Genomic DNA, 22,539 nt, shown 5'->3' with positions numbered 1-22,539 from the left:
ACACAATGAAAAAACTAGTAACCATCATAGGTGCACTTTTAATCAGTGTTTCTGCATTTGCGCAGAAAAACGAAATAAAGACACTCGAGAAGGCACTTAAAAACAATAATTATAGTGAAGCAAAGACTGCTGCCATGGCCGCTGATGCGCTTGTAGGTAATATGGACGATAAAACTAAAGCGAAGTTTTATTTTTTGAAAGCTCAGGCACTTTATGCAAATGGTCAGGGATCTGATAAAGATATGGATGCAGCAGTTGCAAGTATTGATGACCTAAAAGAGTTAGAAAGTAAAATAGGAAAGAAGAAGTATACAGATGAAGCGTCAACTATAAGTTCCAATATTTTGAGTGGTCTTCTTACAGGTGCAAACGACGCTATTTCTGCCAAGAATTACTCAAACGCTGCGGAAAAATTTGAAATGGCATATGCTTTGTCTCCAAAGGATACTACTTATTTGTATTATGCGGCTTCGTCAGCTGTAAACGATACTAATTATGATAAAGCCTTATCGATTTATCTAAAGTTAAAAGAGATGGGTTATACAGGAATTAGCATGGGTTACTACGCCATAAATAAGGAAACAGGGGAGAAGGAGCAGTTTGGAAATAAAACTACAAGAGATCTTTCTGTTCGTAGTGGTCAATACATAAAGCCGACGGACGAGAAATCTTCTTCAAAAACTTCTGAGATAGTAAAAAATATCGCTCTAATATATGTCGCTCAAGATAAGAATGATAAGGCTTTAGAATATATGTCAGAAGCTAGAGCAGAAAATCCAGATGATTTGGGTTTGTTGCTATCAGAGGCTAACGTAAATTTGAAGATGGGTAATAAGGAGAAGTTTAAGCAACTTATGGAAGAAGCAACTTCTAAGGATCCTAATAATGCAGAATTGATTTACAATCTTGGTGTTCTTGCTGCTGAAGGTGGTGACGTGGAGGGTGCAAAAAAATATTATCAAAAAGCACTGGCAATAAACCCTAAGTATACGGATGCTTACACAAACATGGCAGTGGTAATTTTAGATGGAGAGCAAGCTATTGTTGAAGAAATGAACGGTTTAGGTACAAGTAGCGCGGATAATAGAAGATATGATGAACTTAGAGATAAGAGAACTTCTCTTTACAATGAGGCTATACCTTACCTTGAAAAAGCTCTTGACCTAAAGCAGAATAATATCGACGCGGCAAGAACACTGATGAATATTTATAGTGCAGTGGGTGAAACTGAAAAATTCAAAGCTATGAAGCAACGTGTTGCTGACATGGAAGCTGGCAATTAATATAAAATCTCACATCATAAGAAAAAGCGATTCGTATTGAATCGCTTTTTTTTATATCACTTTTTTAATGACCCTAAGTTTGTGGGTGTGTTCATTACGTTCAGAATTATAAATGCCACTATGGTCTAATCGATCAATGCGTACTTTTCCGTGAGCATGAATAATGTAGTTGTCTTTCATAATAATCCCGACATGGATAATATTTCCTTCAGCATTATCAAAGAAGGCTAAGTCACCTGGTTCACTTTCCTCAATAAAACTAAGTGCTTCACCTTGTGTTGCTTGTTGTGAAGCATCTCGTAGTATATTATAACCATTAAGTTTATAGACCATTTGTGTAAAACCAGAGCAGTCTATTCCAAAAGGTGTTTTTCCTCCCCAGAGATATGGTGCATTCATGTAATAAAATGCAGTTTTCAGTAATTCTAATTTTTCTTTTTTACCTGAAATTGAGTTACCTTCAAACTTATGATTCAATAGATTAATTCCATTTAATGTGGAACCTAGTGGAATCGTAAATAAATTATCAGACGCGTCGGAAACAAATTCAATTATATTCTTGCTAAGAATTTTATCCGAATTGTGTATGGAACTATAATTGTCTTTATCGATTTCTAAAAACTGTTTATTATCTATCCAGCCTTCATATTTATCGTGCGCCAATCGAATACGGCTCCATTTCTTTCGCATTTCCAGTATTTTGAATACTTCGCCATAAAGTACTTGCGACACCATTTCACTAGTGTCGCTAGATTCTAATCGAAGTGGTACAATACCAAGGTTACAAATGCCGTACTGCATAGAAAAATTAAGAGCGCTCTATAACAACTGCGGATGCACCACCGCCGCCATTACAAATGGCTGCAGCACCGAGTTTAGCGTTGTTTTGTTCCAAGACGTGGATTAATGTCACTAATATTCTTGCGCCAGAGCATCCCAATGGATGTCCAAGTGAAACGGCACCACCATTAACATTGACATTTTTATCCGTTAATCCTAGGAGTTTCATGTTTGCCAAGCCTACTACTGAGAATGCTTCGTTAAATTCAAAATAATCAATAGCATCTAAAGTAATTCCTGCTTTTGCAATAGCTTTTGGCAATGCTTTTGCTGGTGCTGTTGTAAACCATTTTGGTTCTTGGGCAGCATCGGCGTAACTTTTTATAGAAGCTAAAGGTTTTAACCTTAATTCATTAGCTTTTTTCCTACTCATCAATACCAACGCCGCAGCTCCATCATTAATAGTTGAAGCATTGGCGGCTGTAACCGTACCTTCTTTAGTGAAAGCTGGTCTCAATTGAGGGATTTTTTCCATTTTTACATTGGTGTACTCCTCATCTTTCTTAAAGATGATAGCATCACCTCGGCGTTGTGGTACTTCTACTGGTACTACCTCAGCATCAAATTTACCAGCATCCCAAGCTTCGCTAGATCTGTTATATGATTTAATGGCAAAAGCATCTTGATCTTCTCTTGAAAAGTTATGTTCCGTAGCACATAGGTCTGCGCAAACACCCATAGCATTTTTGTCATAGGCATCAACCAATCCATCTTTCTGCATGCCATCTTCAAGCATAGCAGGTCCAAATTTGGTTGCTGATCTTGCATGGTAATAATGAGGTATAAGACTCATATTTTCCATACCACCAGCTACAACAATTTCAGCATCTCCCAATTGAATCGCTTGTGCACCTTGCATGATTGCTTTCATACCAGAAGCACAAACTTTATTTACTGTGGTGCATGGAACCGTATCTGGAACACCTGCATATATTGCTGCCTGTCTGGCAGGCGCTTGTCCTGCACCCGCTTGTACCACATGGCCCATTAATACTTCGTCTACCATCTCTGGTTTTACATTGGCTTTTTCTAATGCAGCTCTTATAGCTGTTGCTCCCAATTGAGGCGCAGGTACTGTGGAAAGAGCGCCTAAAAAACTCCCAATAGGTGTTCTTACAGCGGAAACAATAACGACTTCTTTACTCATAAAATTCGCTTTTTTTTGCTGTTGCGAAATTAAACAAATTTTAGGGATTTTTGAACGAATTCTGTCCAATAGCATGGCTAAGTATTATATTTATTACATTTGATTTTATATGAAAGAACTCATCAACAAATGGTATAGAAATCATTCTTTGATTTATAAGATACTACTGTTTTTAGGCACAACACTTTTTATCGTTTATCTTTTTCCAAAGACCGGAAAATTTAGATACTCATTTGAAAAAGGGAAACCTTGGCAATCAGAAGATCTGTTGTCACCCTTTGATTTTGCTATAAAAAAGTCTGAAGAAGAAATAAAGGCCCAAAAAGAACAACTAGCTCAGAACAGCGAACTCTATTTTACCTTGAATTCGAGTGTTGAAGATAATGTGCTGGACCAATATTTAGATGTGTTTAATCAACGCTATTCTGATCAGTCGGATGCATTGAATGATTCCGAAAAGCTTTATAGAGCAGGGCGCAGTGTTTTAAGAAACCTCTATGATAAAGGTGTTTTAAATACATCTTTTAATTATACAGAAGACCGTTTGGTCATAATTACTGAAGACAATAAACAAATACGAAAGACGGTATTTGGGGATTTGTATGAGCAAGATGAAATTTCTCCCTTATTAAAAAAGGCCTTAAATGAACAGAATTTAAGTACCTATAATGATGAGATGCTAAGCCTGTTTTTTGATGTGTTAAATCCTAACCTAGCCTTTAATGAAACCTTGACTAATAAGGTGCTGAATGAAAAATTGGAATCAGTTTCTGCCACTCGAGGATCAGTATCTAGAGGAACACTCATTATAAGTAAAGGCCAGGTCGTTGAAGATGATCAATTTGATATACTGTCTTCCCTTAAATCTGAATATGAATCACAAGTATGGAATTCTGCCAATTACAATTGGGTTTTACTGGCCTATACGTTGCTCGTTGCTTTGGCCTTATTGATGTTGTTATTGTTTTTGCAAAAGTATAGAAATGAGGTTTTTAAGAACAATACCAAGGTGACCTTCATATTTTTCAACATGGTATTGATGATTCTTGTTTCCGTTATCGTCATCAATTATAATTCCAAGTATATCTATGTCGTTCCGTTGTGTATTATGCCATTGGTGCTAAAAGCCTTTTTTGATGCTCGACTAGGATTGTTTGCTCATGTTTTAACTGTTTTGCTTTTGGGCTTTATTGTCCCAAATCCGTTTGAATATATGTTCCTTCAAATCATTGCTGGGATTGTAACGATTTTGACGATTTCAGAATTGTACAAACGTGCTAACCTCTTTATTTCCGTAGGGCAGATTACATTTATCTATATCATTGCATATTTTGCTTTTTTTGTCATACATGAAGGACAGATTACCACTTTAAAATGGGAGAATTTTGGTCTTTTTGTATTGTGCGGATTAGCGACGCTATTTGTTCAGCCTTTAATTTATATCTATGAAAAAATATTCGGGCTGGTATCTGATGTGTCACTTTTGGAGCTTTCAGATACTAATACTAAACTCTTAAAAGAATTATCGAATAAAGCACCAGGCACATTTCACCATTCGTTGAATGTTGCAAATTTGGCAGAAGCATCCGCCAATGAGATTGGCGCCAATGCTATGCTAGTTAGGGTAGGAGCGTTGTACCATGATATCGGCAAAATGAAAAACCCAACGTATTTCACCGAGAATCAATCTACAGGAATTAATCCGCATGATGAATTGTCACCAGAAGAAAGTGCAAATGTCATTATCAATCATGTGATAAACGGAATTGAGATTGCCAAGAAAAATAATCTGCCTGATCGGGTTATAGACTTTATAAGAACCCACCATGGTACTAGCCTTGTCTATTATTTTTACAAGAAATCCAAAGAATTGGATGATACTGTTGACGTTACTAACTTTTCCTATCCAGGACCGATGCCGTTTAGCAAGGAAACGGCAATTTTGATGATGTGTGATAGTGTTGAAGCTGCTTCAAAAAGTTTAAAATCTCCAACGAGTTCCAAGATTAATGACTTCGTAGAAACCATTATTGACAAACAAATGGAAACTGGTCAATTTTTAAATGCGAATATTACGTTTAAGGAAATTCAATCTATAAAAAAAGTATTGAAACTAAAACTTGCCAATATCTATCATTTAAGAATTGAGTATCCAGAATAAAAAAAGCGCATCAACTTTAATGATGCGCTTTTCTTATAAGTATACTTTGTGTTAGTTCAGTAGTTCTGCCACTTTGTTTTCTAATTGTATGCCTCTTAGATTTTTAGCAATTATTTTGCCTTCTTTGTCTAGTATAAACATTGCTGGGATTGCATTGACGTTGTAATCTTTTGCTATTTGGTCAAAGTATTTTAGGTTAGAAACTTGGTGCCAAGTTAAACCGTCATCTTTTATGGCTTTTTCCCATGCCTCTTTAGGATTTTGCTGACCGCGCCTTCCATCTAAACCAACCCCGATAATCTCTAAACCTTTATCGTGAAACTTTTCATAGATTCTAACCACATTGGGGTTTTCTCTACGACAGGGTCCACACCAAGCTGCCCAAAAGTCTATTATGGTGATCTCACCTTTTTTAAGAACTTCGTCTAAAGCTAGAGTGGTACCGTCAGGTTGTGGTGCTGAGAATTTTGGAGCGATGGCTCCGATTTGTGTGGCTTTTTCTTTTTCTATTAATTGCCTTAGGCCATCAATTTTATTTTTAACAGAAAGGCCTGGTTCAGAATTTTTAATGCTCGGATCTAAATTATTAAAAGCCTTGGCAATACGATTCAAATCAAAATCTCGAGAGCGTAATTGCATTTCAAGAATCTGAACAGTACTAAAACTGTCTTGGTGATCATCTATGAACTCAAAAGGATAGTCTTGAATTCTTTTATTTAGTTTTTCAATAACTTCTTTGTCCTTTTCCATATTTACTGAATCTCTTACAAACTGTGCGTCACTGTAATTCTTTTGTGCTTGAATCAGTTTTTCTTTGTGCTCTTGTATCGTAGAATTGAACTCTAACATTTCGCTATGTGCTTCAGAACCCAAAAGTATTGATTCCAAAATATTAGACTTATCCAATTCAAAAGTCATTTCTGCATTTTCTAACATTACTGGAATTCTACCATTGACACTTGCTACGTTGAGATAGTAAAGTTCAGGATGTGATAATGCCCCAGTAAATTTAAATTTCTCATTCATCACAATAGCAGTGTCAACCATAACAGGTCTGCCATTAGGACCTACCTTACTCATATAAACTCTAATACCATTATAAACATCCTTGGCATTTCCATTGATAACATAATCAGTACGTGGTTCCTTTTCGGTACAAGAAGCAAGAAGCAAACCAGTGATAAGAACAAATAAATAACTTTTCATAATTGATTTTTTAGCTCTACAAATATAAAAAGTCTATGAGAAGAGAAAGGGTGAAGACTGCAAATAATATCTTAAAACTGTTTGAAGCATCTGAATTGAAAATTTAGGATACTTTTGTAAAACAAGACAAAGAAATGACACAAAATGACACCATCGTTGCTTTGGCTACTGCTTCTGGTAGTGGTGCAATTGCTGTAATACGCTTATCGGGTCCTGAAGCAATCAGCTATGCTTCTCAGCAATTTAATTCCATTACGCGTAAAGATATAGCTTCGCAAAAAAGCCATACCATTCATTTGGGACATATTGTTGACGGTTCTCGGATAATTGATGAAGTATTATTATCTATTTTTAAAAACCCGCATTCTTACACTGGTGAAGACATTATAGAAATATCGTGTCATGGAAGTTCTTTTATACAGCAAGAAATCATTCAGTTGTTTCTCCGTAAGGGCTGTAGAATGGCTAACGCTGGCGAGTTCACCTTACGGGCGTTTCTCAACGGCAAATTAGATTTATCTCAAGCCGAAGCCGTGGCAGACCTTATTGCCAGCGACAATGCCGCCTCTCATCAGCTCGCCATGCAACAAATGCGTGGGGGATTTTCTAATGAAATTCAGAAACTGCGGGACGAATTAATGAATTTTGCCTCTTTAATAGAATTAGAACTCGATTTCGCTGAAGAAGATGTGGAATTCGCCGATAGAACAGAATTTAAGAATCTTTTAGGTCGCATTATAAAAGTATTGAAGGGTCTAATTGATTCATTTGCCGTGGGTAACGTTATAAAAAATGGCATTCCGGTGGCCATTGTTGGAGAACCTAATGTTGGGAAGTCTACACTACTGAATGCACTTCTTAACGAAGAGCGCGCCATTGTTTCGGATATTGCGGGAACTACGCGTGACACGATTGAAGATGAAATAGCTATTGGCGGAATAGGTTTCAGGTTTATAGATACAGCTGGGATTCGTGAGACCAGAGATGTTGTGGAATCAATAGGAATCAAGAAAACCTTCGAGAAAATGGAAAAGGCGCAAGTCATTATTTTGATGCTCTCGACGAAGGACATTCTTAAAGACCAATCTAGAATACTATTAGAACTTGAAAAAGTCAAAAATAGATTCCCGCAAAAGCCACTATTAGTAATCGTCAATAAAATTGATGTGCTGGATGATGATACTCACAATAAATTACAATCGTTTATTTCCGAAGGTTCTAAGTTTGAATTCTTAAAACTCTCAGCCAAGTCTGGCGAAGGCGTTGAAGAATTAAAAACGCATTTATTGGGCTTTGTTAACACTGGTGCGCTCAAAAACAATGATACCATAGTGACCAACTCGCGTCATTATGATGCGTTAATTAAAGCCTTGGAAGAAATACAAAAAGTGAGCTACGGTTTAGATTCTGGCTTGCCAAGCGATTTAATGGCCATAGATATCCGACAAGCCCTATATCATTTCGGTGAAATCACCGGTCAAATTACTACCGATGACTTGCTGGGCAACATCTTTGCTAATTTCTGTATCGGGAAATAGTACTTCACACGTTTTTCAAAAAAAAGAGGTAAAGTTCAGTTAAATGTGAATTTCAAGGATACCGCACCAATTATTGATTTATAGTAATCTTGCGCGTTCAAATTTTTTTAATCAAATTGAAAAATTTCACTCAAAATGCATTTTTTTCGACAAAACGCTTGTTTTTAACGATTAATTACATAGATTTGTCACAAAACCTAAATTACCTACTTATGAAATTTCGATTAATCCTAGTTTGCTTTAGCTTCCTATTTGTTGCAAATATGGGCTATGCTCAAAAGAAAAATGCCCCAAAGAGTATTATTAGTCGTGGTACAGATATTAAAAAGTATCATAATATAGATGACTTGGAAGGCATGCAAAAAGGAGAGTTACTCACCTTGTACAAAGAGCGTATCAATAGTATCGTTAAGATTTTGCCATACATTGCTTTTGCTACAAAACCTGGGGTGACCATGAATACCTTAGGAATTCCGGACAATAATGACAATAGAAAAACATTGGATGCCCAACATGAAGCTTCCGATGAGTTTCTGGACAACACGTCAGAGTTTCAAAATGTGATCCTACCGTATTCTGATACCGATAAATTAATTGCGGCGATATTATTTTATGAAGAAACGCTTAAATCACTTCATGAATATAGCCAGTATAATTAAAAACAATTCCACTTTTAAAAAAACAGACTCCGAAACGAGTCTGTTTTTTTATGCTTGTATTTTACTATAATTTTTTTGTTAGAAACTACTTACAGATAATCGTGTTTTATATGTTTTACGTCGGATAAATCAGTCAAAACATTAAAAAAAGATGCATTTCATCGAAAAAAATGGTATTTCATAGGATTATTTAACATATTTGGGCATCTTGAAAATCAGATAATTAAAATTCGAAAGAAGTTAAAGATTTTATCATGAAAAAAATTACCCAAATTGCCATGACAATCTGCTTCGCACTTAATCTATCATTTGCGCAGCAAGAAAAAGGTATTACCGGAGAAACCAATTGGTTAGATAATTGGACCAGCTTTAAAAAAGAGAAAGCAGATTATGGTGAGCCTACCCACATTTTAACTGGTACCATTACGGAAGATACCCACTTGGAGAAAAAGCATGTCTATATGCTCGTAGGTAACGTATTTGTTGCAGACAGTTCAGCACTAACTATTGATGCTGGTACAGTTATTATTGGCGATTTTAACTCTAGAGCATCACTGGTGATTACCAAGGGCTCAAAAATTATTGCTGAAGGCACAGATACGGACCCAATAATTTTTACGTCCAATCGCAGTAGAAAGCGAGAAGGCGACTGGGGAGGTATCGTTATTCTTGGAGATGGACCAACCAATAGATTTGGTAACAGCTCCGTAGCGAACTTATTCCCGAATCTTTCTGCCGCGTTTTATGAGCATCTAAATTTTGGTGGCGATAATTCAGACGACAATTCTGGTGTTTTAAAATATGTAAGGATTGAATATGCAGGTAAACGGATTGGCACTGGCACCTATTTTAATGGGTTGACATTAGCTGGTGTTGGTAATGCAACAACTATTAGCAACATTATGGTAAGTTATTCTGGTGGAAACTCTTTTGAGTTTTGGGGTGGTGATTTACGCCTAGACCAACTTGTATCCTTTAATGCCAGTAGCATAGATTTTGAATTCAATTACGGTACCCTCAGTAGTATCAACAACTCATTGGCTGTTAGGTCGCCTTATGCATCTGGTAATAATGGCTCTAGATGTATGCAGGTTTTATCCTTTGATGATAAGGAAGAGGTAGACTTCTCTAAACCAGCAACAAATGTTACAGCTCAAAATATAACACTTATTAATCGTACTGACGATTTAAATGGTGCCATTGAGAAAGGACTTGTTAAAGAAGCACTTTATGTTGGGGAGAACGCCTCATTAGATATGAATAAAAGTGTGATTTCAGGATTCAATCCAGCCGTGAAATTTGCGGAAGGCGTTAAAATCAATCAAGAAAATTTAGAACGCATAAAGTTTTCCGAAATGTATTTCAATAATTGCAACGGAAATATCTATGTAGACAACAATCCAAATAACGAAGACTTGGAAAACTGGTACGGTAACAGTGCCTTTTTCAACGTATACTCCAAAGGATTTGACGCCGAAACGTTTATCGGTGTTTTCGATGCCAAGAAGCCAGACTTCAGACTTCGTATTAATAAAATCATAGCCACTAATGACGTTGGTGATAATGACTAGAGGTTAATAGCCTTGCTTTAAATTTTTGCCCAAACCCCACTAGACTTATGTACAAAACTACGCGTGTCTTATTAGTATTGATTTTCTTTGTGGCTTCGCAACTTGAAGCACAGATGGTCATTGGTACGCCCAATTTAGGGTTCAGTCAGGCTTGCGCAAGTCCATCGTTTAACACTTATAATCTTAGCTTTTCGTTTTCTCCAGAAAGTGGTGTAGAGGCTTCTAATCAGTTTTTTGTTGAATTATCCGATGCCGAAGGAAGTTTTGATAGTCCTGAGGTATTATTTACCTCTAACGCAGGAGCTATAACCACCACACCGGCAAACATCAACTTTTCATTTCCTGAAACAGTTTCAGGTGATGGCTATAAAATCCGAATTAAAAGTACAGCGCCGAACGCCACGAGTACACCTTCGGTTGTTTTTCCGGCATATTACCGTATTCAAGATGAACCGTTCACTATAAACAACTTTATCGAAACCGCCATCTACTGTAATGGTGATAGTTATTTATTGACGATTGATAATCCCGGAGGACCAGAAAATAATTCGCCCTTGCAATATCCGTCATTGACCTATAACTGGTATTTAGAAACTAGTGACACCACATCTGAATTTATCTCGCAAGGCGAGACTTTGTTGGTTAATACACCAGGCACGTATTTCGTGGAGACAAACTACGGAAGTTGTTCTTCTCAGTCCTTTTCAAATCGTGTGACGGTTTCTGAAGCGACATCAAGTTCCGAAGCCGGTATCAACTCTAGTAAAGGTAATCCCTATTGTTCATCAGAAGGTGCTACAACTTTAAGTACCATCAATGCCGTAAGTTACCAATGGTATAAAGATGGTGAACTTATTGAAGGTGCTACAAATCAAATGTACGTTACTGAGGAATCCGGAAACTATTCTGTGTCATTGGATTTAGGCGATTGTACAACTACAGCGGGTATCGATTTAGATGGTGCTGGATTTGAAAGCAGTATTGACGTACCTGAAACCAATATGCTCGAAGATGGCGAAAGCTTTTGGGCCACCGTAACTACGGATGCGACTAATCCAGAAATCAAGTGGTACAAAAATGGAACATTGGTCGCTGAAAACACAACCACTTACGAAGTGTCCGAAACCGGAAGCTATACTGTAGAAATCAGTCAAACCATGGGCTGTGTGGCTTCAAGAACATTTCAATTCTCGGCTACGGAAGTGTTTCCGGATGTCAACGAAATTCCTAATTTAATTAGTCCTAATGGCGATGGTATCAACGATACTTGGGTTATTCCACAAGCCTATGTCAGTGGAACAAACACTGAAGTAAAAATATTAAGTGCTCAAGGGAAAGTGGTTTTTGAAACCAACGATTACCTTAATAATTGGCCACAGAACCTATCCGAAATTGCTACTGTAAACCCAGTGTATTTCTACGTGATTACACCGCAAGACGGCGAGGAGCAAAAAGGAACCATAACCGTAATAAAATAGTATGATAAGACAACTACTCTACATACTAGCAGTTTTTATGGTGATGCCTTTGCAGGCACAAGAAACGCCTGTGGTGTCTTTTAATCTTCCGGTTAGGAACTCCATGAAATTTAACCGTCACTTGCTGAACCCAACGTTTAACTATGTTCGTGAGGCGAACCGACACATCAGTTTTACCAACAAAAGACAATGGGTGCAATTTAACGATGCACCGACGTCTTATTTCGGAACTTATGGCGGACGTTTAAACGAAAATATGGGTATTGGTGTGAGTGTCTTCCAGCAGACTTTTGGTGTATTTACCAATTTTGGTGGAGTTTTAAACTATGCTTATAACGTACCAATCAATAGAGATAGTAACCTTACGTTTGGGGCAAACCTTGGTGTGTATTCCAACGGAATTAATGAAAGCAATGTAGTTGTCAACACACCAGACCCCGCATTGAATGATTTACCTTCAAATGTTTTAATGACTTTAAATCCGGGTATCAACTACGGTACGGAATTCTGGGATTTTGGTTTGGCACTGAACAATTTTGCCTTATATAATTTGAATACTTCAGAATTGGTTAAAGACGATTCAGAAAAAGGTATTCAAGCGCACATCATGTATACGGGTTACATCCAAAGCTTCGGGTTTTTAGATGATGCTAAGTTTTCAGGTTTGGTGCGTTCAGAATTCAACAATGAAAATACTGTTGTTTCGGGCTTGCTTCATATGATGAGTCCAAAAGGCATTTGGGGTCAGGTAGGTTATAATAGCTTATATGGAGCTTCCGCCGGACTTGGTATCCACCTGACTAAATCAATCGGTTTAGAATACAATTACGAACGTGCTATGGGCACTTTTGGCGATTTCGGTCCTTCGCATGAAATCACACTGGCCTACAGATTCGAAAACAACAAACGTTTTGATTATAGTGACGAAGATGAAGTCGCTTCAATCTTCCCGCAAAAGCGAAAAGTAAAAGTCAATAAAACAGACGAAGCTACACGAGCACGAATTGCCCAAAGAGCTGAAGCCAGAAAAGCGGATCGTGAAATTACTGAAGTCGCTAAAGCAGAGCCTGCGGTTGATGAGGTTGCTGAACAAGCCAAGAGAGAAGAAGAGGCTATTGCTAAGCAGGAAGCTGAAGCCAAAGCAAAAGCAGAGCGTGATGCTAGGCTAGAGGCAGAACGAATAGAGCGCGAGCGTTTGGCTGAACAAGCTAGAATCCGTGCTGAAGAACTCGCCAAGGCGAAAGCTGAAGAGGAAGCAAAATTAGCTGAACAACGTAGATTACAGGCAGAACGTGCAGAAAAAGCCCGATTGGAAGCCGAGCGTTTAAAGAAAGAACAACAAGCCGAAGAAGCTAGAATTGCTGAAGAAAATAGAATCAAGACTCAAAAAGAGGAAGAAGAGCGTATTGCTACAGAACGTTTAGCGCAGATTGAATTGGAAGCCAAACGTAAAGCTGAAGAGCAAGCCAAAGCTGAAGCTGAAGCGAAGGCACAAGCGGAGGAAGAGGCTCGAATAGAAACTGAACGTTTAGCCCAAATTGAATTAGAAGCCAAACGTAAAGCCGAAGAAAAGGCGAAGGAGGAAGAAGCCATTTCTAAAGAAACATTGGATGCTAAAACGCTTCAAGATGATTTATTGGAGCAGTTAAAAGAAACTGTAGCCTCTAGAGCACAAGATTTGGCAGACCTTAAAGAAGAAAATGACTTAAGTGAAAAAGGTATTTACAAAGCACCAAAACCATTTAAGAGTATCTCGGCCGAAAACGCAAAATTAGAGTCGTTAAAGAATCAATTGGATGCTGTTATTGCGGAGCAAGATGATAAGTTGACCACGCTTCAGAAATCTTATGACGATAGAGTTAAAGCAACGTCTGAAGAAGACTCAATAGCAACTATTTATTTAAAGGAAATCTTATTGATTCAATCGTCAAAATCTAAAGCCGAGCGTGAAAAGGCGCAATTGGTTTCAGAATTGGCTTTAATTAAAGAAGCGACCGATTTTGAACGTAAGCGACGTATCAAACGCGCCGCGTTTGATAATGATTCGGAGCGATATGCGAAGGATAGAAGTACGCTAAATCAAATTAAGGCGAGTACGGACATTGGTTCTGGTATTGTGGCAGAAGAAGATTTAGACTTCGGAGATATTGAAGCGAATAAAGTAACGATACTTAAGAATATTCAGAATGTAGACGAAGGTGTTTATATGGTACTTGCCGTACATAAAGATGTGGAGAAGCGCGATAAATTCTTGAAGGATGCGATGAAATCCGGTTTAGGAAATATCGACTTCTTCTTCGATATAAATACTAGTAAATACTATATCTATCATAAAAAGCATGAAAACTTAGAAATGGCCAACAGAGCATTGAATTCCAAGGAAGACAAGCCATACAACGCCAAAATGTCAATGATTAAAATTGAAAAATAAAAGTAATTAAGTCAACCATAGTTTTTGAATTTTCCCAAATCATTCAAAAACTATATCCAAAATAGGAGCGTTATGAATATAAAAAACTACTTAACCTACATCCTAATCGCGCTGAGTGTCACCATTAGCATACCAGCGTTTGCACAAAATTATGTGCCGTTTACACCACGATTTAACCAAGACCTAAAAGGTGATATTGTACTCATTGGTAACAATATCCTTGGTCCAGATAATAACGCATTCAATGACAATGGGGTATACAACCACAACGTCAACATGCAATACATTGATATAGATAATGACAACTCTACCTACAGTTCGTCTAGTGCGGATTTAGTGATAGATAATCCTAACTGTTACCGAATTATTCATGCAGGTTTATATTGGGGTGCTGTAACCAACGGTGATGAATCCATTACGGACGTAAAATTAAAAGGCCCTGTTGGTGACTATGTTGATATTACTGGGACAATCATACACGAAGCTGGAACCAATTCCGTTGACGGTGGAAACAGTTTTTCCTATGCATGTTATGCGGATGTTACAGGAATGGTAACGGGTTTATCTAATAATTTAGGAACCTACACCATGGCAAACGTTTCGAGTGCCGAAGGTGAAACTGGGACGTTTGACCCGTTTAATGGTACGGGATATTCAGCCGGATGGTCCTTATTTATTGTATATGAAGACCCAACACTTCCAGGGAAATCCATTACCAGTTTTGATGGATTTAGTGCTATTAGCGTTGCTGGTGGCAATCCGGAGTTAGATATTCCAGTATCAGGCTTTAGAACAGTACCTGCACCTGCGCCCGTACGCGCCAATTTTGCTTTTGCTACGTTAGAAGGGGATAAGCCAATCCTTGGTGACCGCATGTTATTAAACGGAGTGCCATTGTCTGCAACAGATAGACCAGTTGACAACTTCTTTAATAGTTCGGTAACACGATTGGATGCAACACCTGTGAATAATAGAGTGCCAAATAGTACCAATACATTGGGGTTTGATACCGGTGTAATGGTTGTGCCTAATCCAAGCAACTCAGTCATTGCGAATGATGCAACTTCGGCAACCGTACGATTGGAAACTAGTGGCGATACGTATTTCCAATACTTTTTCGCGCTAGCGGTAGATATTATTGAACCCAACATTGTTCTTACAAAAATTGTTGAAGACACCGCTGGAAATGATATCGGTGGACAGCTTGTAGATTTAGGCGATGAATTGTTTTACGTCATTGGCTTTCAGAATACAGGAAATGACGATGCCACCAATTTGATTATTAGAGATATCCTTCCAATAAATATTGTTTTCAATTATCCTGAAGACATTATCGACTTACCACCAGGCGTTTCAGTTCAGAGTTATGACCCTGTAACACGAGAGATAATCTTTGCAGTTGATAATTCAGTAGTTGAAGAGAATGACCCAATGTTGGAAATAAGATTCCGAGTGACTGTAGTACAAGACTGTAGTTTGTTGAATGATGCTTGTTCAAACTTAATTAGTAATCAGGCATTTTCAACGTATCAAGGAACTTTAAATCCTACTTTCACAATATCGGATGACCCAAGTATTGCAACGAATACGGGCTGTTTATTAAACCCAGGAGCGACCAACTTCTTGGCAGATATCGATTGTGATTTTATAGAACAAGTAATTTTATGTGGAGCGAGTACGACCTTAACTTCGGGTAATGGTTATGACTCGTACTCGTGGTCCACTAATCCTAACGGTAATCCAGTTATCGGAACAGGGCAATCCATTACCGTTACGGAAACAGGTACTTATTATGTTGAGAATACGGCAGAAGCACCGTGTCAATCGACAAGTCAGACGTTCAACGTAGTCACCTTTGGTGCAGATGTTGAAAACCCTGTAATTCCGTATGCAGATGAGGTTGTAACCTGTCCAAATGACGGGGAATTATTGCCTAATATCTTTTTATGTGGTGCGAATGATTCGGTATACATTCAAACAGGAATTACCGACACAACCTCTATCATCTGGGAAGTTTTAGATGAAAGTAGCTGTCCTGCGGTGACTGAAGAAGACTGTGCCAATACAGACCCGAATTGCGTTTGGAATCAAGTTGAAACTGGACCGAACTTTTTAGCAGATACTGCTGGTCAATACCGATTAACCTTGAATTACGAAGGTGGTTGTTTCAACCAGTTCTATTTCAATGTATATGAAAACCTTTTGGTACCTAACGTCACGTCTGAAGATATCTACTGTGATACCTTAGGGTCAATTACGGTTGGTGGAGTACCAAGTGGCTACGAGTTTAGTATTGATGGTGTCAACTATCAAACCAGCAATACGTTTTCAATTGATACTGCTGGGTCTTATATGGTATACATTAGACAGATTGGTGTATCACCTAACCCTTGTATTTTCTCTGTACCAGATGTTCAGATTAGAGACCGTGATTTTACGGGTGAAGTCATTGTGACCCAACCTTACTGTAACGGTGGACTTGGAAGTGTTACTGTATCTGCAAACGATGTTCGTCCACAATATTATTTTGAAATCACCAGCGGAGGTACAACTGTTAATGAGGTTGGTCCAATCGATGAGAATACCTATGCCTTTGAAGATTTAAATCCAGGTAACTACACGGTAGCCGTAACTACAGACGATGGTTGCGTCTATACAGAAGACATTGAAATCATTGACCCGCCGTTACTTACGGTGAGTGTGGCTTTAACGACGCCATTGACTTGTGAGGATGGTGAAATCACTATTTATCCTGAAGGCGGAACACCGCCGTATTTCTACTTTATCAATAGTGCTACGGATTTTCAAACCATTCCGACGTATACGGTAACTGCGCCTGGCACTTTCGATATTAGAGTGGTAGACTCAAATAATTGTGAAGCGGAAGCCACGATTACAGTTGAAGCCTTTGATGGTCCAGATTTTACCGTAAACGTGGATAATATTGCCTGTAACGGGAATCAAAATGGACGCATTGTTATCAATGTTAACGATGCCAACGGTACTAGTTTATCTTATAGTATTGACGGTGGGGTAACTTTCCAGAATTCTAGAATATTCAATAACCTTCCAGCCGGAACTTATGATGTTGTGGTTCAATACGAAATAGGCACAGATGTCTGTACCGTGGACCCACAACAAGTAACCATTACAGAGTCTGATGGCTTAACAGGAACAGCCGAATTAGCATCAGGAATTACTTGTGATAATAACGCAACGATTACTGTGACTGGAGTTTCTGGAGGAACAGCGCCTTATACTTACAGTTTAGATGGTATCAACTTTCAGAATAGTCCAACCTTTTCAGGATTAACTGCAGGGACATACACTGTGGTAATCGAAGACGCCAGCGGATGTTCTTTCGCTACAGCAAGTATTGTGGTGGACCCATTGTCGCCACCTTCAGATTTAGATTTTTCGCATACGGCATTGAGCTGTCCAGCTAATACCACAAGCGTTACTGTGACAGTCACGGATGGAACGGCACCTTACGAATATCAAATCGTAGCGCCAGCAGGGGATGCTACCGCTTACCAAACGTCAAATTTATTTGATGGTTTAGTACCAGGAACATATACCTTCCAAATTAGGGATGCCAATAACTGTACTTATGTTGAGAGTTATACCATTCCACCGCTACCAGAATTGTTATTGAGTACGGTTTTAACCAAAGGATTGGATTGTACGGCAACACCAGATGCGGAGATTACTGGACTTATCTCAGGAGGAACTGCGCCATTTACTTACGCGGTTTCTATAAATGGCGGTACATACACGGATTTAGGTGGTACTACAAGTCCGTTTTCATACACGACACCTAATGATGGCACCTATCAATTCCAAGTGACGGATGCTAACGGTTGTATTGCAGAATCTTCAGAACAAGTTGTTTCAGCATTAGTAACCGTAACGGCAAGTGCAACAAATACAGATCCAACCTGTAATGGTGATGCCGATGGAACAATTACGTTGGAAGGCTTAACGGGTCAAGCGCCATTTACCTATAGTATTGATAACGGTGGAACTTTTGTGTCCACGTCAACTTTCGGTGGATTGACAGCCGGAACTTACAATTATGTGGTGCGTGATGCTTTGCAATGTGAAACTACAGGAAGTATTTCATTAATCAATCCTGACCCTATTGTAGCGTCTTTTATTACCAATCCTATTCAGTGTAATTCCAATATTCCTGGAAGTATCGATGCAACGATTGATTCTGGAGGCGTAGCACCATTTACGTTTGCTATTTTCGATAATACCTTTACACAAATTGGTACGGATGTCACACAAACAGGAACGACTTACACCTTCAATGGTCTAAGCTATGGTGACTATTTTGTAACAATAGTCGATGCCAATGGTTGTGAATTTAATAGTGACGCACTTCGAATTGAAACACCTCCGAACATTAACTTATTAAGTAATGTAACTACAGGTTCTTGTGCTACGGGAGCAACAGTAGAAATTGAAGTCGTTTCAGGAACAGGACCATTTACCTATTCTATTTTTGGTCAGCCAGCAACGGCATTTGGGCCAACGCCATCAACCACACATACCTTCGTGAATTTAAATCATGGACAAACGTATCAGTTTGAAGTTGTAGATGCTGGAGGCTGTTCTTCGGTTATCGAAGTAACAACACCGACTTTGTCTGCGATTAATATTTCTGCGTTGACGGCATCTGACGTCAATTGTAATGGTGATACCGATGGAACAGTAGATTTTACAGTATCGGATTATGATGCTTCAGTAACAACGTTATATTACGAAGTTTTGGATGCTCTTACAAATCTACCAATAACTCCAGCGGTTAATGGAACTTTTACTGGATTAACAGGGGCGCCAGCAAGCGGAACCTTAACAGGATTATCTGCAGGAACGTATAAATTATTTGTTCGAGAAGTGGATGGAACCTTGTGTACAACCTCGAGTCCGTTTGAAATCCGTCAACCATCACAGCCATTAGTGTCTGCGGTGTCTGATGCAACAAACGCAAACTGTAATGATGGTGCACAAATTACTATCACAACTTCAGGTGGAACAGGACCTTATGAATATGCTTTAGGAGTACCTGGATTTACGCCAGTGCCTTCAGATTTTAATTCGAATAACGTTATAACTATTGATTATGCCTTGGGCACCAACTGGGATATTGTAGTTCAAGATGCCAATGGATGTACCGTACGATTAAACGAAACTATAGATATTGACCCAGAGCCAGAGATTACGGCAACGGTTAACAATACTTGTACGGCGACCGAAGGTGATTTTGAAGTGGATATCGCTTTGATTACTACTGGAATTCCACCGTATACGTATAGCATTGATGGTGGTGCTTTTCAAACACTAACAGCACCATTTACAATAACTGGATTAAGTTCTGGAGCACACAGTTTCGAAATTCAAGATGCCAACGGTTGTGGCAATTCTGTGTCTTTAACGATTGAAGCGACTTTGGCCATTATCCCAGAAATTACTGCAAATGCGAGTTGTGCCAATGACGATGGGCAAATCACGATTAATAGTTCTGGAGGTTCAGGAACGTTTACTTATGCCATTTCTCCAAGTCCAGCGGGTGTATTACTAACAGGAAACACCTTCACGGGAGTACCATCAGGAACTTACGTCTTAACCATTACGGATACCTTAACAGGTTGTGATGATACGGCTGAAATTCTTATCCCTGAAAGCTTAGCACCGACGGTAACAACAGTGCCTACGGGTGTGACGTGTTTTGGAGATAATTCTGGAGCTTTCGATTTGAATATTCAAGGCTATTCTGGGGCTTATGACTATGATGTTTTAGACAGTTCGAATGTATCCGTATTTGGAGTGCAATCGGCCAATACGTCGACGAATCCGATTACGGTGTCAGGATTAGTTTCGGGAACTTATACCGTTAACATTACAGAAACCGAATTCCCATTCTGTACGGCGACAACAACGGTAATTATTGATTCGCCATTAGAGCCTTTAGATTTGGTATTGGAAGAATCAAGTTTAGTAACCTGTGATAATGATGGTGGCACCATTACAGCAACTGCTACAGGAGGAACAGCGCCTTATGAGTTTGAATTGACTGGTGATGCTACCGTAGCTTATTCAAGTACAGCGTCATTCGATAATTTATCTGCTGGAAGCTATACTGTAAATGTGAGAGATGCCCTTGGTTGTGTCGTTTCAGAAGCTATTGTTTTGGATGCACCAAATCCAATCACGGCTGATATCTCTGCAACGCCAACGACATTATTGTGTTTTGGAGATAACAATGCTACAATCACAGTGAGTAATACCGCTGGTGGACAAGGTGAAAATTATACCTACACCTTAAATATTATTTCTCCAGTTGTGGCGTCATCAGGGCCACAGACCAATCCTGTATTTACGGATTTGGGGCCAGGAACGTACACAGTGACTGTAGAAGATGGTCTTAACTGTAGCTTTACAACACCTCAAGTGATTATAGATGAACCAGACCAGATATTGGCCAGTTTAGTTTTAGAAACTTCGCCAACCTGCACAACAGGTTCTAGTTTAACTTTAAGTGCATCGGGTGGAACAGGAAGCTACGAGTATAGCAACACTGCATCTTTTGCTACAGTTATCGGAAGTTTTACAACCTCAGTAACCTTTGATGTAACGCCTGGGACGTACAACTACTACGTACGTGATGCCAATGCGTGTATATCCATGGTTTCCAATAGTATTTCGGTAGAACCATTACAAGATTTAACTCTGACGATTGACGCTATGAACGCGACCATCAATTGTACTGGAGACAATTCAGGATTCATAGTGGCCGTCGCTTCAGGTGGATTAGGGAATTATGTGTATACGCTTCAAGATAGTGCGGGTAATGATATTGCAGATGCTGTTCAGAATTCGCCAGGTGTATTTTCAGATTTACCAGCAGGAAACTACCAAGTGTATGTAGAAAGTGGTGATTGTGATGATACCTTGGCTGTCATTCCTATTACGGAACCAAGCACGAGCTTAACAGCTGACTTTAGCGTCAATAACGTGACCTGTAATGGTAACGAAGACGGAATTATTACCGTAACTGCTTCAGGTGGAACGGGAATCATTAAATATGCTATTTCGCCTCAATTAGACCAATTTTTTGATGAACCTGTTTTTGATGAATTAGGTCCAGGTGACTATCAGATTGTTGTCCAGGATGAATTGGGTTGTTTCGTGATATTGGATGCCACGGTTGAAGAACCAAGCCTTGTTTTATTGACCATTGTTCCAAATAGCCTTATGCCAGAAGTCTGTGCAGGCGATATGGATGGTGAATTCAGTATTGAATTAAGCGGTGGGACACTGCCGTACAGCGTCAGTTTAGATAATCCTGATGGCCCTTACACAACAGGAACGGATACTCAAACCATTTTCGATTTCACCAATCTTGGTGGCGATGACCACATCGTTTACGTCCGAGATGCCGAAGGCTGTAACACGGAATGGAATATTACTTTCCCTCCATCAGTGGATTTAGCGCCAGTACTTGAAATTGAATACACCTGCGAAAACAACCAACAGACCAATTCGGTGACTGTACTTGTCGATGAAGATATGGACCCCGCAGATTTGGATTATTCTATGGATGGCGGACCGTTTCAAGCAAGTAATGTCTTTACCAATGTTCCAGCAGGAACAGGACATTATGTAAATGTAAGACACACAAATGGTTGTGAAAGAACCACAGAACTCTTCGATATTGAAGCTTATGACCCTGTTGAAATTCGATTAATCGAAGGTAACATCAACGAAATCATAGCTGAAGGTGTTGGCGGTACAGGTATTTACGAATACAGTCTAAACGATGGGCCTTTCGGCACGGAAAATACATTCCTCATTTATGAGTCGGGCGATTACACCGTAACTGTTATGGATAGTAACGGGTGTACGGCTTCGGTGACTGCATTCTTTGAATATATCGATGTATGTATTCCAAATTACTTTACGCCAAATGGCGATGGTGTTTTGGATGGCTGGGGTCCTGGATGCGCTCAGCAGTATAGAAACTTAACCTTCGACATTTTTGACCGCTACGGCCGTAAAATTGCGACCCTTAACGTGGACCAAAAATGGGATGGAAAATATAAAGGAAAAGAACTGCCAACAGGAGACTATTGGTATGTTGTTAAACTGAATGATAGTGTAGACGACCGCGATTTTGTGGGCCACTTCACCCTTTATAGATAATATTAAAATTACCCAAA

The 22,539-nt window shown here is 39.0% G+C and carries 11 protein-coding genes; 8 read left to right on the top strand and 3 right to left on the bottom strand.

Going from position 1 to position 22,539, the window contains the following annotated elements; translation table 11 throughout:
* Positions 1–5: 5 nt before the first annotated feature.
* Positions 6–1,283 (top strand): tetratricopeptide repeat protein, encoded by a 1,278-nt coding sequence (locus ACFOSX_RS13035; protein WP_386101956.1) that lies wholly within the window; start codon positions 6–8, stop codon positions 1,281–1,283.
* Between the two features lie 51 nt (positions 1,284–1,334).
* Here the strand turns inward: ACFOSX_RS13035 and ACFOSX_RS13030 are convergent, their stop codons facing one another.
* Positions 1,335–2,084, bottom strand: a complete 750-nt coding sequence (locus ACFOSX_RS13030) for a C40 family peptidase (protein WP_386101953.1) — start codon at positions 2,082–2,084, stop codon at positions 1,335–1,337.
* Positions 2,085–2,091: 7 nt separating this feature from the next.
* Positions 2,092–3,270 carry an acetyl-CoA C-acyltransferase gene (locus ACFOSX_RS13025; protein ID WP_386101950.1) on the bottom strand — a complete coding sequence of 393 codons (1,179 nt, stop codon included), beginning with the start codon at positions 3,268–3,270 and terminating at the stop codon, positions 2,092–2,094.
* Positions 3,271–3,379: 109 nt separating this feature from the next.
* On the opposite strand from ACFOSX_RS13025, the gene ACFOSX_RS13020 reads away from it, so the two are divergent.
* Complete coding sequence (locus tag ACFOSX_RS13020) at positions 3,380–5,431, top strand: HD family phosphohydrolase (protein ID WP_386101947.1); 2,052 nt, start codon at positions 3,380–3,382, stop codon at positions 5,429–5,431.
* A gap of 51 nt (positions 5,432–5,482) precedes the next feature.
* Here the strand turns inward: ACFOSX_RS13020 and ACFOSX_RS13015 are convergent, their stop codons facing one another.
* Entirely contained in the window at positions 5,483–6,637 is a 1,155-nt protein-coding gene (locus ACFOSX_RS13015) for a redoxin domain-containing protein (protein WP_386101944.1), read from the bottom strand.
* Between the two features lie 134 nt (positions 6,638–6,771).
* Between ACFOSX_RS13015 and mnmE the strand changes: the two genes are divergently transcribed.
* From mnmE to ACFOSX_RS12985, 6 genes are all read left to right on the top strand, one after another.
* Entirely contained in the window at positions 6,772–8,175 is a 1,404-nt protein-coding gene (gene mnmE, locus ACFOSX_RS13010; RefSeq protein ID WP_386101941.1) for a tRNA uridine-5-carboxymethylaminomethyl(34) synthesis GTPase MnmE, read from the top strand.
* 212 nt (positions 8,176–8,387) lie between these two features.
* Entirely contained in the window at positions 8,388–8,834 is a 447-nt protein-coding gene (locus ACFOSX_RS13005) for a hypothetical protein (RefSeq protein WP_386101938.1), read from the top strand.
* A gap of 254 nt (positions 8,835–9,088) precedes the next feature.
* The gene (locus tag ACFOSX_RS13000; protein WP_386101935.1) at positions 9,089–10,405 is read left to right on the top strand and encodes a hypothetical protein; all 1,317 of its coding nucleotides are present in this window, start codon (positions 9,089–9,091) and stop codon (positions 10,403–10,405) included.
* Positions 10,406–10,452: 47 nt separating this feature from the next.
* Positions 10,453–11,883 (top strand): T9SS type B sorting domain-containing protein, encoded by a 1,431-nt coding sequence (locus tag ACFOSX_RS12995; RefSeq protein WP_386101932.1) that lies wholly within the window; start codon positions 10,453–10,455, stop codon positions 11,881–11,883.
* Between the two features lies 1 nt (position 11,884).
* Positions 11,885–14,314, top strand: coding sequence for a PorP/SprF family type IX secretion system membrane protein (locus tag ACFOSX_RS12990; protein ID WP_386101929.1), 2,430 nt, complete (start codon positions 11,885–11,887; stop codon positions 14,312–14,314).
* A 72-nt stretch (positions 14,315–14,386) separates the two neighbouring features.
* The gene (locus ACFOSX_RS12985; protein ID WP_386101926.1) at positions 14,387–22,522 is read left to right on the top strand and encodes a T9SS type B sorting domain-containing protein; all 8,136 of its coding nucleotides are present in this window, start codon (positions 14,387–14,389) and stop codon (positions 22,520–22,522) included.
* Positions 22,523–22,539 lie beyond the last annotated feature (17 nt).

The sequence above is a fragment of the Winogradskyella maritima genome (assembly GCF_042650215.1).
Lineage (GTDB): Bacteria > Bacteroidota > Bacteroidia > Flavobacteriales > Flavobacteriaceae > Winogradskyella > Winogradskyella maritima.
Note: the sequence above shows the minus strand (reverse complement) of the source record. Positions and strands in the feature narration are given on the sequence as shown.

Coding starts and splice junctions, on each gene's coding strand:
- ACFOSX_RS13020 (WP_386101947.1), top strand. CDS start 3,380: ATGAAAGAACTCATCAACAAATGGTATAGAAATCATTCTTTGATTTAT.
- ACFOSX_RS13005 (WP_386101938.1), top strand. CDS start 8,388: ATGAAATTTCGATTAATCCTAGTTTGCTTTAGCTTCCTATTTGTTGCA.
- ACFOSX_RS12985 (WP_386101926.1), top strand. CDS start 14,387: ATGAATATAAAAAACTACTTAACCTACATCCTAATCGCGCTGAGTGTC.
- ACFOSX_RS12995 (WP_386101932.1), top strand. CDS start 10,453: ATGTACAAAACTACGCGTGTCTTATTAGTATTGATTTTCTTTGTGGCT.
- ACFOSX_RS13015 (WP_386101944.1), bottom strand. CDS start 6,637: ATGAAAAGTTATTTATTTGTTCTTATCACTGGTTTGCTTCTTGCTTCT.
- mnmE (WP_386101941.1), top strand. CDS start 6,772: ATGACACAAAATGACACCATCGTTGCTTTGGCTACTGCTTCTGGTAGT.
- ACFOSX_RS13000 (WP_386101935.1), top strand. CDS start 9,089: ATGAAAAAAATTACCCAAATTGCCATGACAATCTGCTTCGCACTTAAT.
- ACFOSX_RS12990 (WP_386101929.1), top strand. CDS start 11,885: ATGATAAGACAACTACTCTACATACTAGCAGTTTTTATGGTGATGCCT.
- ACFOSX_RS13035 (WP_386101956.1), top strand. CDS start 6: ATGAAAAAACTAGTAACCATCATAGGTGCACTTTTAATCAGTGTTTCT.
- ACFOSX_RS13030 (WP_386101953.1), bottom strand. CDS start 2,084: ATGCAGTACGGCATTTGTAACCTTGGTATTGTACCACTTCGATTAGAA.
- ACFOSX_RS13025 (WP_386101950.1), bottom strand. CDS start 3,270: ATGAGTAAAGAAGTCGTTATTGTTTCCGCTGTAAGAACACCTATTGGG.